The sequence below is a fragment of the Gordonia sp. SL306 genome, from assembly GCF_026625785.1.
Classification (GTDB): Bacteria; Actinomycetota; Actinomycetes; order Mycobacteriales; family Mycobacteriaceae; genus Gordonia.
Map to the genome: position 1 here is coordinate 3,018,871 of NZ_CP113063.1, position 13,175 is coordinate 3,032,045.

At 68.1% G+C, this 13,175-nt stretch carries 4 protein-coding genes and 1 pseudogene; 2 read left to right on the plus strand and 3 right to left on the minus strand.

What is annotated here, in order from left to right; all coding sequences use genetic code 11:
- Positions 1-52: 52 nt before the first annotated feature.
- Positions 53-5,362 (plus strand): non-ribosomal peptide synthetase, encoded by a 5,310-nt coding sequence (locus OVA31_RS13735; RefSeq protein ID WP_267627196.1) that lies wholly within the window; start codon positions 53-55, stop codon positions 5,360-5,362.
- The gene (locus OVA31_RS13740; protein ID WP_420714036.1) at positions 5,344-9,903 is read left to right on the plus strand and encodes an amino acid adenylation domain-containing protein; all 4,560 of its coding nucleotides are present in this window, start codon (positions 5,344-5,346) and stop codon (positions 9,901-9,903) included. Before OVA31_RS13735 ends, OVA31_RS13740 begins: the two co-directional genes overlap by 19 nt.
- A gap of 54 nt (positions 9,904-9,957) precedes the next feature.
- Here OVA31_RS13740 and OVA31_RS24775 read toward each other — a convergent pair.
- From OVA31_RS24775 to OVA31_RS13760, 3 genes and pseudogenes are all read right to left on the minus strand, one after another.
- Positions 9,958-11,326: pseudogene (locus OVA31_RS24775) on the minus strand (SagB family peptide dehydrogenase).
- Between the two features lie 7 nt (positions 11,327-11,333).
- Positions 11,334-12,311, minus strand: coding sequence for an ABC transporter substrate-binding protein (locus tag OVA31_RS13755; protein WP_267627200.1), 978 nt, complete (start codon positions 12,309-12,311; stop codon positions 11,334-11,336).
- Between the two features lie 77 nt (positions 12,312-12,388).
- Entirely contained in the window at positions 12,389-13,174 is a 786-nt protein-coding gene (locus OVA31_RS13760) for an exodeoxyribonuclease III (protein ID WP_267627201.1), read from the minus strand.
- Position 13,175 lies beyond the last annotated feature (1 nt).

Genomic DNA, 13,175 nt, shown 5'->3' on the forward strand with positions numbered 1-13,175 from the left:
GATTCGCAGGCCGAGGCGCCCGGGTTAGGGTTGCCTATGTAAACTGAGCGGCATGGCTGACGACCTCTTGCAGCGAAAGAAAGAGTTGCTGCGACAGCGACTCGCGGCCGACGGACTCGGGCGGGACTCCGGCGGGGGACGTGTCGCCCTTCCGGCCCGGCCTGCGGGGTCGACCTCCCCGTTGGCGTCCGCGCAACGTCGACTCTGGTTCGTGTCCCACCGCGATCCCACCGATACATCGCTGAACGTCGGTGTCGCGTATCGCCTCGACGGTCCGCTGGATGCCGGGCGTCTGCGCGCGGCATTCGACGGCGTGGTTGCCCGGCACGAAACGCTGCGCTCCACTTACGAACTGGGGCCAGACGGTGAACCCGTGGTGCGTCATCACGCGCCCGGTGCCGTGCCGTGGCAGGAGGTCGACCTCGCCGAGCTGACCGGGCGGGCCCGTGACCGGCGGTTGCAGGTCCTCGCGCGGCGTGAGTTCGGCACGGCCTTCGACCTCACGTCGCAGTTTCCCATCAGGTTGCTGCTGGCCCGCCTCGCGGACGACGAACACATCGTGATGCTCACCGTGCATCACATCTGCTGGGACGACGAATCCTGGTCCGTCCTGTTCGACGAGGTGAACTCGGCCTACCACGCAGCCGCCGGGTCGTCGACACGGCCTGCGCTCGCACGACAATATGCGGACCTACCATCCACCGACCCCGAGTTGGTGTCCGACGATCTGCGCTACTGGCGCGACCAGCTGAACCCGATGCCGGAGCCCCTCGCCCTGCCGGTCGGTACGCATCCCGCCCGGGTGGAACGGGCGAGCGGATGTGTGACCCGGGCGCTGCCTGCCGACCTGAGCCGCCGGGTGGAGGATTTCGCCCGAGCGTCGTCGGTGAGCCCGTTCACGGTCCACGCCGCCGTCACCGATGCGCTGATCCACCGGACCACCGGGGCGATCGATTTCACCGTCGCGGTACCGGTCACCGATCGTCCCGGCGACGCCGCGGACCTGATCGGCTACTTCGGCAACACCATTCTGACCCGGACCCGCCTCGTGCCGACCGACTCGCTGGCCGTTCTGACGGCGGCCGCGGGTGAGCGTCTCATCAGTGGCTTTGCGCACCAGAACGCGCCGGTGGATGCCGTGGTCGGAGCGATCAACCCGGACCGCGGGGCGGGCGGTGACGGCCTGGCGCAACTCGTGTCGGTGAGCTTGAGTACCCGGCGTCAGGCGAGTGGACTCGCCCTCGACGGCATCACCGCGACCTACCTCGACGAGCTCGGCACACCGAACGCCCAGCTGCCGCTCGAGTTCGCCGTCATCACCGGTGACCAGGCGCAGATCGAACTGCAGTACGACGCGGCCCTGTTCGCCGACGACCTCGCAGCGGGGATCGCGGACGCCTATGTCCACCTGCTGGACCAGGCCCTCGCGGCACCGGACCGGCCGATCCGTGACCTCGAGATACTCGACCCTGCCGCGTTTGCCCGCGTGTTGGAGGCATCGACCGGGCATCGCGCGCACGTTGCGGACACCACGGTCGTGGACCTGTTCGCCGCTGCGGTGCTGACTCGCGCCGACCACGAGGCGGTGGTCTCCGATGACGTGGTGCTGACCTATCGACAGCTCGACGAACGATCGAACCGGTTGGCCCACTGGATGCTCGCATCGGGCGTCGAGACCGAGGACCTGGTCGGTCTGCGTCTCGGCGGGTCGGTGGGATTCGTGGTGGCGGCGCTGGCCGTGCTCAAGGCAGGTGCCGCCTATCTGCCGATCGACCCGGATTACCCCAGCGATCGCACGCAGTTCCTCATCGACGACGCCGCGCCACGTCTTGTCCTCGACGCCGACGCACTGGCCGCTGCCGAGACCGAAGCCGCAGAGTGCCCCGCGGTCGTACCGGATGACCGGATTCGTCGGACCCCGCTGCGGCCGGACAATCTCGCGTACGTCATCTACACCTCCGGCTCCACGGGTACCCCCAAGGGGGTTCCGGTGGCGCACAAGGCGATCGCAGATCATCTGATCGGCTTCGGAGCCGGCGAGGTGCTCTCACCGGATGACCGGCTGGTGCAGACGTCGTCGGTGAGTTTCGATGCGTCGATGTTCGAGGTGTTCTGCACCCTGGCGGTCGGGGCAACGTTGGTTATTCCCAAACCGCGTGCAGTGCAATATATCTCGTACATGGCCGATCTGCTGGTGCGACAAAGGGTGACCGTGATGCACATGGTGCCGACCCTGCTGTCGACACTGCTGATGGTGCCCGAGGTCAAGCAGTGGACGATGCTGCGGACGGTTCCGGTCGGTGGTGAGGCGTTCTCCGGTGAGGTCGCCGACTCCTTCACCACCACATTCGACGCGGCACTGTCCAACAACTACGGGCCGACCGAGGCGGTCGTCGCCGCCACGCACTACCCCGTGGACGGGCCGCAGGGCAGTTCGATCGTGCCGATCGGCACGCCGAACACCAATGTCACGAGTTATCTGCTCGATACCGGTCTGCACCTCGTGCCCGACGGTGTGGTGGGTGAGATCTACCTGGGCGGCTCGCAGCTCGCGCGCGGGTACCTCGGGCGGGGCGCCCTGACCGCGTCCCGATTCGTCGCCGACCCGTTCAGGCCGGGTGGACGGCTCTATCGCACCGGCGATCTCGCCCGGCGCAACGGCAACGGAGATCTGGAATTCGAAGGACGCGCCGATGAGCAGGTGAAGGTGCGCGGATATCGGATCGAACTCGGTGAGGTCGAGGCGGCGCTCGTGGATCATCCGGACGTCGCGCATGCGGTCGCGGTCGTCGATGCCGCCGATTCCGGCGCACGCCTGCTCGGCTATGTGATCCCGGAGGCTCATGCCGGGGCCGCGATCGACCTGGACGACGTCCTCCGCCATGCCCGCACCACCGTGCCGGATCATCTGGTGCCCGCAGCGCTCGCGGTGATCGACGAGATCCCGCTGACCACACACGGCAAGCTCGACCGTGCCGCGCTGCCCGTCATCACCGCCGTCGTGCGGCCCGATCGAGCACCGCGCACGCCGACGGAGCGTCGTGTGGCGGCGGTCTACGCCGAGCTCTTCGGACGCGACGACATCACGGCAGGTTCCTCGTTCTTCGACCTAGGCGGCCATTCGCTGCTGGCGGCGCGGTTGGTGACGACCCTGGTCACCGAATTCGGAATCGAGGTGGATGTCCGTCTTCCGCTCGACAATCCGACGGTGGAGGGGCTGGCCGCAGCGGTGAACACCGCTGTACGCGAAGAGTTCGGCATCGAGCTCGACGAGCTCGGGGATCTCGACGATGTGGAGGCCGACCTGCCATCGACGGTTGGCGGGACGTCGTCGGTCTCCACCGGTCGGCCGCCGCTGGAACACGTCGAGCGCCCCGAACCCGTCCCGCTGTCGTTCTCGCAGCTGGCCATGTGGTTCCAGCATCGCTTCGAGGGGCCGGGCGCCGCGGGGAACATCCCGCTTGCACTCCGGGTCGACGGTCCGCTGGATGTCGCCGCGCTCGGAGCCGCACTGTGCGACGTGGTCGACCGACACGAGTCGTTGCGGACGACCTTCGTAGAGCGCGACGGGCTGCCCACGGCTCTGGTGGGTGAGCGGCTGGAGATCGATCTGCCGGTTGTCGCGGTCGGCGGCGCCGAGGAGCGCGCCGCGGCGCTGACAGCCGCGCGTGAGCACGTGTTCGATCTTGCGGCGGGTCCGTTGTTGACGCCGATGTTGTTGCGGGAGAACGAGACGACGCACGTCCTGTCGCTGGTGATCCACCACATGGTCATCGACCACTGGTCGACGGATGTGCTGATCTCCGATCTCGTGGCCGCATACCGTGCGCGCGCGGCGGGCACACGACCTGAGTTCGCAGCGCCGACGCTGACCTACACCGACTATGCCCTGTGGCAGCATCAGGTTTTCCCGGTCGGGGCCGACACCGCCGAGGGGGCAGGCGGCCCAGCCGATTTCGGGCGCAGGCAGATCGACCACTGGCGCACTGCATTGGCCGGCCAGCCGGACGAGATCACGGTCACGCCCGACCGCCCACGTCCGCAGGCCCTCACCAAAGCCGGTGTGCTGGCCGACCTGTCCGTCACGCCCGCGGCCCGGCAGCGTCTCCGGCGGGTGGCCGACGACAGCGGTGCGACCGAGTTCATGACCGTGACCGCGGCGCTCACCGGGCTGTTGAGCCGACTCGGTGGTGGCGACGACATCGCGGTGGGAACACCCGTGGCGGGGCGGGTCGATCCGGGTACCGACGATCTGATCGGCCTCTACGCGAACATGGTGGTACTGCGCACCCGCACCGACGGCGCCCCGACCGTGAGGGAACTGCTCGCCCGCAGCCGGGACGCCGTGCTGGGCGCCTTCGCAAACCAGGATGTACCGATCGAGCGGCTGGTCGAGGCGATCAACCCACGCCGCACACGATCGCGGAACCCGCTGTTCCAGAGCATGATCCACTTCCGTGATCGGGATCAGAACGCCTGGGGCCGTCCGCTGGATGCCGAGGGCAGGACCACCGTGACGTTGTTGCCGGTGGAGCAGGACACGTCGTTCCTCGACCTCAACGCGATCCTGACGGTCACCGAGGACGGGGGACTCGAGGGACGCGTGGTCGGCAGCGCGGATCTCTACGATCAGGAGACGATCGACGGGATCGCGGCGGCCTTCGCGGCGATGCTCGAATCCTTCGGTGCCGGCCCGGATACGGCCCTGACGGAGATCTCCCTGCCTGCCCTTCCGGGGGTTCTCACGGCCGACCAGCACGGCGACGACCCGGCCGCGCTTGCGCGTCTGATCGTCGCCGAACGTCCGCGCCGTGTGCACGCGGCGCCGCGGACGCTTGCTGCGTTGCAACACACCGGGTCCACCGACCTCGGGTCGGTCCGAGAATGGATCGTCACCGAGGCGGGGGCCGGTTCGTCGCTGGCCGAATCGCTTGCGGCCCTGTCCCCGGGCTCTCGTCTCACCGATCCGTACGGGCAGGTTGCGCCCGCGGTGGTGGCGATGGCGCAGACGGCCGGGGGTGGTGCGCAGACACCGACCGAGGAACGACTGATCGGCATCCTCGCCGACCTGCTCGGCGTCGACGGTCTGGGCCGGGACGACAACTTCTTCGCCGTCGGCGGGGACAGCGTCATCTCGATCCAATGGTCGGCCCGCGCGGCGGCCGAGGGACTGCCGCTGGCACCCCAGCAGATCTTCGACCACTACACGATCGCCGAACTCGCGGCTGCGGTCGATGCCGCCGAGGACCAGGAGACCGACGGTGGCGGCATCGACGACGCGGAGGCGGCGCCGATGAGTGCATCCGGCCTGAGCGACGACATGTTGCAATCACTCGGGACTGCATGGAAGTCCCAGAGGTGAGCGCCACACCGGAGATCGAGGACGTCCTGGCGCTGAGCCCGCTGCAGGAAGGCCTATTCGTCCTGTCCGAGATGTCGGGCGACGGGATCGACCTGTATTCGATGCAGTTCGTCGTGGAGATCACCGGCCCATTGGACCGGCAGATCTTGCGCCGCAGTGTGGATGTGATCATGGAGCGGCACCCCAACCTGCGGGTGTCGCTGTGGGACAAGGATCTCCCGAAACCGGTGCAGATCGTGCCGTCCCACGTGGAGGTGCCGTGGGAGGAACTCTCGGCCACCGCGGCGGACTTCGACGACATCGCGGCTGCCGAGCGCGCCGACCGTTTCGATCTTCGGCGCGGACCGTCGCTGCGGGTCAAGCTGATCGACCTGCCCGGGGGACGCTCCCGCCTGCTGGTGACCGCGCACCACATCCTGATGGACGGCTGGGCGATCGCGCTGTTCTTCCAGGAGCTGCTGGCCATCTATGCCGCGGGCGGGTCGGCGCAGGGCCTGCCGCCGGTACGGCCCTATCGCAATTACATCGCCTGGCTGGCAGCGCAGGACGGGCCGGCCGCGCGGGCGGCATGGGCGACGTATCTGGACGGGGTGGAACCGCTGATGCTGGCCGCGCCGGGAGTCGCCGCGACCGAGCCGGTCCGCTCCCGCCATGAGCTGTCGGCCCGGGCCACCGAACGTCTGGTCGCGTGGACGCGCTCGGCCGGGCTCACGGTCAACACCGCGGTCCAGTTCGCCTGGGCCACCGTGCTGGGCCGCCTGTCCGACCGTGACGACGTGGTGTTCGGCACTACCATCTCCGGCCGCCCGCAGGGTCTGGCCGGTGCCGACGAGATGATCGGACTCTTCATCAACACCGTGCCGTCCCGCGTCCGGCTCGCCGCCGCGGGCAGCGCCGCCACCGTCGCGGCAGATTGCGTTGCCCTGCAGCGTGAATCGAGCCGGATGCGCGATCAGGGCTACCTCGGCCTCTCCGAGATCCAGCGGTCCGCGGCGCACCCATCGCTCTTCGACACGCTGTTCGTGTTCGAGAACGCGCCGATCGGGACGGCGACCGAGCCGATCAGCGCACCGGACGGCACGCGGTTCCTCCCACTGGCGATGGAGAGTCTCGCGCACTACCCCCTCACCGTCGTCGCCTACCTGCTCGACGGTGAGCTCGTGGTGATGACCGAGGTCATCGAGGACGCACTCGGCGGTATCGTCCCCGGTGACGTGGCACAACGCGTGGTTCGGGTGCTCGAGCAGATGCCCGACGCCGCCGACCGGCACCCCGATCGACTCGATGTCGCGTTGCCCGCAGAACGTGCGCTGGCATCGTCGGCGGCCGCGGAACGGAAGGTCGGTGACGCCGTCGAACTCGCACCGACGGTGGTCGACGCCTTTCTGGCGCAGTGTGATCGCACACCCGAGGCCACCGCGCTCGTCGCCGGCGGCCGGCCCTACACCTACCGAGAGCTGGCGGACCGAGCCATCCGATTGGCCTGCGAGCTGACCGATGACGGTATGACCACGGAAGCGGCAGTGGCCGTGGCGATCCCGAGATCGGCGGATTCGGTGGTCGCAATCCTCGGGGTGTTGATCGCGGGCGGCGCGTATGTCCCGATCGATGTCGCCCTGCCGGATCAGCGCGTGGCCAACATCATCGGTCAGGCGGGTATCGAACTGGTGATCACCGATCTCGCCCACCGTGACCGGTTCGCCCCGCTCGCGAAGCCGCTGGTGCTCGACGATCCCGAGACGGCGGTACGTATCGATGCGCGGCCCGTTCACCTCGCCCCGACGGGCATCCGTCCGTCGAACGCGGCGTACATCATCTTCACGTCCGGCTCGACCGGCGAGCCCAAGGGCGTCATCGGTACCCACCGCGCGCTGGTGAGTTACTGCCGCGATCATCGTGACCAGATGCTCGCGCCTGCCCGCGATCGACTCGGCCGCCCGCTGCGCATCGCACATGCGTGGACGTTCAGCTTCGACGCCTCATGGCAGCCGCTGGCCGGTCTGCTGGACGGCCATGCCATACATCTCTTCGACGACGACGAGATGCGTGATGCCGGCCGGCTGGTGGCGGGTCTGTCGGAGCGGGAGATCGACATGATCGACACGACGCCCTCGATGTTCGGTCAGCTGGCCGCAGCGGGATTGTTGGGCGATTCCGGTTCGGGGCGTGCGCATCTCACCGTGCTGGCGCTCGGCGGTGAGGCGATCGGACCCGCGTTGTGGAAACAGCTGGCCGGTCTGCCGGATACGTCGGTGTACAACTGCTACGGACCGACTGAGACAACGGTGGAGGCGGTCGTCGCACGAATCTCGGATTCGCCGTCGCCGATCATCGGTGCCGCCACGGATCGTATGAGCGCGCACGTTCTCGACTCCCGGCTGCGTCCGGCACCGACCGGTGTGCCCGGCGAACTCTACTTGTCCGGCGCGCAGGTCACCCGTGGCTACCAGGGCAAGGCCGCGTTGACGGCGGCGAGCTTCGTCGCCGATCCCGATCGAGTCGGCGAACGGATGTACCGGACCGGAGATCTGGTACGCCGCAACGCCCGCGGTGATCTCCTGTTCGTCGGTCGCAGCGACCACCAGGTCAAGATCCGCGGTTACCGCATCGAGACGGGCGAGATCGAAGCCGCGATGCGGCGGTTGGCCGGTGTGACGAATGCCGCCGTCGTCGTGGTGGAACGGGCGGCGGGCCCGGCGCTCGTCGGTTTCGCCGCAGGTGCGGATCTCGACAGCCGTCGGCTCCGCGGTGAGCTCGCCGAGGCGATCCCCGCACACATGGTGCCTTCCCGGATCCTCTGCCTCCCGGTGTTGCCGATGAACAGCAACGGGAAACTCGACAGCCGGGTGCTGGCCGAGTCGGCCGCCGAATCGTTGCGAGCCCGCAGCGCAACGGCCGTGGCCGACCTGTCCGCCACGGCGACGATCGTACGGTCGGTGATCGTCGATGTGCTCGGGTCCGCACCCGGCGCAGACGAGGACTTCTTCGACCTGGGCCTGGACAGCATCGTGGCGATGGCCGCGGTCAACGCGCTGCGCGATCGTGATCTCGTGGTCACGCCCCGAATGGTGTTGTCGCATCCGACCATCCAGGATCTCGCCGATGCCGTCGACCGGGCCGGAGATGCCGTGATCGCCTCCGCATCGGGGTACGGGCCGGTGCCGGCGTTGCCGGTGGTCGAGTGGATGTACGAGTATGGCAACTACCGCCGCTTCACCCAGACCGTGCTGTTCGCCGTGCCGCGGGGTCTCCCGGACGACCGACTCGTCGACCTCCTCCGGTCGTTGATCGACGGTCACGACATGCTGCGATCCCAGACCTCCGCGGACGGTCTGTTCACCCGCGAACCGGGAACGGTCGATGCGGCGGGCGTGCTGATGGCTCTGTCGGTCGATGACGTCGGGCCCGGGGTCACCGAGGCGGCACGTCGGGCAAACGACGCGATCGACCCGGCGGCGGGGCGGATGCTGTCGGCGGTCCGCCTGCGCTGCAATGAAACCGGCGATCTACTGCTGCTCGCGATCCATCATCTCGCGGTCGATGCGGTGAGCTGGCAGGTGATCTTCGGTGATGTCGCGACCGCAGGCCGCGCGATCGATGCGGGTGTCACCCCGGTTCCGCAGACCGAGTACAGCGACTACCGGCGGTGGTGTGAGTACGTGTCCGGCCGAAGCGGCCGCGAGGATGTGCTTGCCCAGCAGTCCTATTGGGTGAGTGAGGTGTCCGGACCCGATCCGGCGATCGGGTCCCGCAGGCCGGAACCGGAGACCGACACCTGGTCGTCACTGCGCGCGGCGGTCACGCACACCGGGGTCGACACCACTGCGGACGTCCTGCGGGCGATCGACAAGCGCATCGGTATGCGCGAGTTCCTGCTGACCGCTCTGACACTGACAATCGCCACGTGGCGTCGTCGGCGCGGTGAGGATGCGACAGGTGGGGCCTACATCGCTCTCGAGGGGCATGGTCGGGAGGATCCGCTGGCGGGGCCCGACGTCGACACCACGCGGACGCTCGGATGGTTCACCACCGTGTTCCCCGTCCGACTGGGGGCAGGACGCGACTGCGACATCGATGGCGTGACCGCGGACCCGCGGATCGGCACCGAACTGCTGGACGAGATCGCCGCCCACATCGGGCAGATCCCGTCGACGGGGCTCGATTTCGGCGTGCTGAAGTACCTGTCCCGGGTGCCGGAACTGCTCGAGGCCCCGGAACCGCAGGTGGAGTTCAACTACCTCGGCCGATTCGATCTCCACACACCGGGCGCGCAGGGTGCGGCGGGATGGGAACCGTGGTCGCCGATCACCGACCTGGAGATCAACGAGCACCTGCCGACCGATCCCGAACCCGATCTGCCCCTGCGTTACACGCTGGACGTCGTCGCGGTGATCAGGGCGACCGACGCCGGTCCGCAGCTGGTGACCAACTGGCGCTACGGAGCCGATCTGCTCTCCGCGGCGGAGGTCGACGTGCTGACCGGGCTGTGGGAGGAGGCGGTGACTGCGCTTGCGGCGTCACTGGGAAGCGTAACGGCCTGATCGTCGGCCGGGCCGATCAGCAGTAGGGTCGGGGCGCCGCCCGAGACGGCACGCTCAGCGTGGTGTGCCGACGACGAAACTCCCGACGTTGCACTCGGTGAGCTCGTCGGTCCCGGTGGCCTCGGCGAACGCCGCCGTGTCGCCGTATCCCTGTGCCACTCCACCCAAACCCATTGCGGTGGAGGTGAGATAGAGCGTCTGGGTGAGGACCCCGACATGCTTGAGGATCACCGCGTACGGCATCTGCTCGTAGGTCCACATGATCCGGCCGGGTCGAGCGGCGAGGACGAGGAGCACCTGCGGGAGCTGGCCGTCGGCGAGCGTGAGGGAGGCGGGTGCGACGAGCCTGCGGACGGCGGGACTGTCGTACGGCGCCACCGGACGTAACACGTGGTCGAAGGAATCGTAGTGGTACATCCCGGCCGGGATGCCGTCGGCGATGCGCACCACCGCATACACCTCGAGTTCGTAGAGTGACCCACCCGAGGGGAACGGTCGCGACGGAAGTTCCTCGGGGACTGCGCGATTCGCGTTCGTGGTACGGACCCCGCGGGTTCGGGCGCACCGGTGGAGGAGTTCGCCGAGTTGTTCGGCGGTCAGCGGATGCCGATCGTCGAAGTCACGCACCGACTTGCGGTCCTCGACGACGGCGGTCAGCGGGGCGTCGTCGTGCCGCAATGCTGCGAGGTCGGGTGTGGGAAGGGAGATGGGCTCGCCGTCGTAGGGTTCGCGTCGCGCCGGCAGCGGCTCGAACTCACCGTCCGCCCACCGGGTCGGTCCGAAATGTGCCCAGCTGGTGCCGCGATCTCCGACGGTGCTCCGCCGGTGGAACCACAGCTCGTGCGGACTCCAACTGCGCGTGGCGAAGTCGTGGTCCTCGGCTCCCGGCTCGATCGCGTGACCCGACCACGCCAGATCGGCGGCCAGCCGGTCGCGGATCTCCGCCGGGAGGGCGGACGATCCGAGCCCGACGAGTGTCGCGAGGGTCTCCGGGTCGTGGACGCGCGACGTCGCACCACGATCGAGGGTGCTCGGCGACGACGTCGGTGCCGTTGCGCCGCACCACGGTGAACCGTGACAGCTCGAACGCGTCCGAGCATGGGGCCGGGCGTGGCTGCGGTGGTCGGCGAAAGGGGCGCAGTGAGTACAGGTCCCGCTGACCAGCGGTCACGATCAGCGACACCACCCCGGCGTCGACCAGGCGGTCGAGCAGGTCGATGGTGTCCGCGTCGGCGTCGTCAGCGATCCAGAGTGGTCCGCCGTTGAGTGTTCGCAACGTCGCGATCTGACCCGGTGACAATCCGTCGAGCCGCTGTTTTGCCGGTAGCAGGACGGCGACACCGCCGCCGCCGAGCAGGCAACGCGCGCCCTCGGTGAGGGTGTAGACGGTCTGTGGCGCAGTCGCCGATGTCGGGTTCGTCATCGGGTCGTCAGCCGGCAGCCTTTTCCATCGCCGGATGCATCTTGTCGAGCAGGTACGGGATGGACAGCGGCGTCGGCTCGTTCAGTCCGCCGATCTCGGCGACCGTCAGACGACTCACGGCACCGCTGCGCACCGATCGCAGATTGCGGTAGCCGGGCAGTTTCTGCAGCGACGACATCAACTGATCGGTGTTGGCGGTGATGACCAGCAGGTCGGAATTGAGCAGTGGCACGTTCTCGGTGGAGATGGGGTATCGCGGCTGCCCGCTGCGCCGGTAGCCGGCGACCAGAGCGGGGGCGATGTTCATGCCGAGCGAGCTGAACAGGGAGGTCGCGCCGTCGGCTGGATCGCCGAGGACCTGGATCTGATCGTTCGAGTACATGTAGGCCATCGTGTACGTCTTGCCGTTGAGGCCGGGGAGCTCGTTCTTGGTCGCATCGACCTTCGAGTCGACGCCACTGGTGATCTCCTTGGCCTTCTCCGGCTGCCGCAACACGGTTCCCAAGAAGGTGACCATGTCCTGCCAGGGGTCGATCTGCTTGCCGGTGATGCCGGGGATGGTCGGCGCGAGTTTGGAGATCTGGTTGTACATCTCGGGCTGGCCGTCGGCCATGTACGAGGTCGCCAGGATCAGATCCGGTTTCGCCTTGGCCACCTGGGCGACCACGTCGTCGGTGCTGATCGCCGTCGAATCCTTGAGCTTGTCACTCGACCACGGCGCGGGCTTGCCGGTGAGGATCTGGATGTTGTCGAGATAGGCCACCGGTGTGACGCCGAACGAGAGTGCGACGTCGATCCACTGCGCGCCGAGGGCGACGATTCGCTTGGGCACGCCGTTGATGGTGACCGAACCCTTGGACGTGTTGACCTGGATGGGGGCACCGCCCCCATCGGATTCGTCTGGCGCACTACAGGCGCTGACTGCCAGCATCGTCGTCACCAGGACGGTGATCATCACGAAGAAAACACGCAACGGACGAGTCATGCGAGCAGCTTAGCCTAAGCTCACCACGGCTTTTCCGTCGCTGGTCGTGATCGCCGTCCGGTCCTGGCCCGCGGCGCTCAGATCTCCAGGACGACCGGGGCATGGTCGCTGGCACCCTTGCCCTTTCGGGCGCTGCGGTCGACGAAAGCGCCGCGGACCCGGTCGTCGAACGCGGGGGAGCAGAGCAGGTAGTCGATCCGCATGCCCTCGTCACGCGGGAACCGGAGTTGGGTGTAATCCCAGAAGGTGTACGCATCGGCGTAGGGGCGGGCCGAGTCGTGGAATCCGGCGTCCCGGATCGCCTGCAGGGCAGCCCGCTCGGGTTCGGACACATGGGTCCTGCCGTCGAACTGCGCGGGGTCCCACACGTCGTCGTCGGTCGGGATGATGTTCCAGTCACCGGCCAGGACGATCTGCGCCGCTGGGTCGTGGGCCAGCCAGAGTGACCCGATGTCGCGGAGTCTGCCCAGCCAGTCGAGCTTGTACCGGTAGTGCGGGTCGTCGAGGGCCCGGCCATTGGGTACGTAGAGGCTCCACACCCGTATCGCACCGCACCGCGCGGAGATTGCGCGGGCCTCCCGCGCCGGTGCGGTGTGCTCGGTTCCGAAGTTCGGCTGACCTTCGAAGCCGATCTCCACCTCGTCGAGCCCGATCCGGGAGGCGATGGCGACCCCGTTGAACCCGCCGGTGCCGATGTGGGCGACGTCGTAACCGCCGGCCAGGAAGCTCATCAGCGGGAACTCGTCGTCGCGGCATTTCGTCTCCTGCATCGCGAGCACGTCGATGTCGTTGCGTTCCATCCAGCCGACGACGGCCTCCGAGCGCGCACGGATGGAGTTCACGTTCCAGGTGGCGATGCGCATG

Coding starts and splice junctions, on each gene's coding strand:
- OVA31_RS13755 (WP_267627200.1), bottom strand. CDS start 12,311: ATGACTCGTCCGTTGCGTGTTTTCTTCGTGATGATCACCGTCCTGGTG.
- OVA31_RS13760 (WP_267627201.1), bottom strand. CDS start 13,174: ATGCGCATCGCCACCTGGAACGTGAACTCCATCCGTGCGCGCTCGGAG.
- OVA31_RS13735 (WP_267627196.1), top strand. CDS start 53: ATGGCTGACGACCTCTTGCAGCGAAAGAAAGAGTTGCTGCGACAGCGA.
- OVA31_RS13740 (WP_420714036.1), top strand. CDS start 5,344: ATGGAAGTCCCAGAGGTGAGCGCCACACCGGAGATCGAGGACGTCCTG.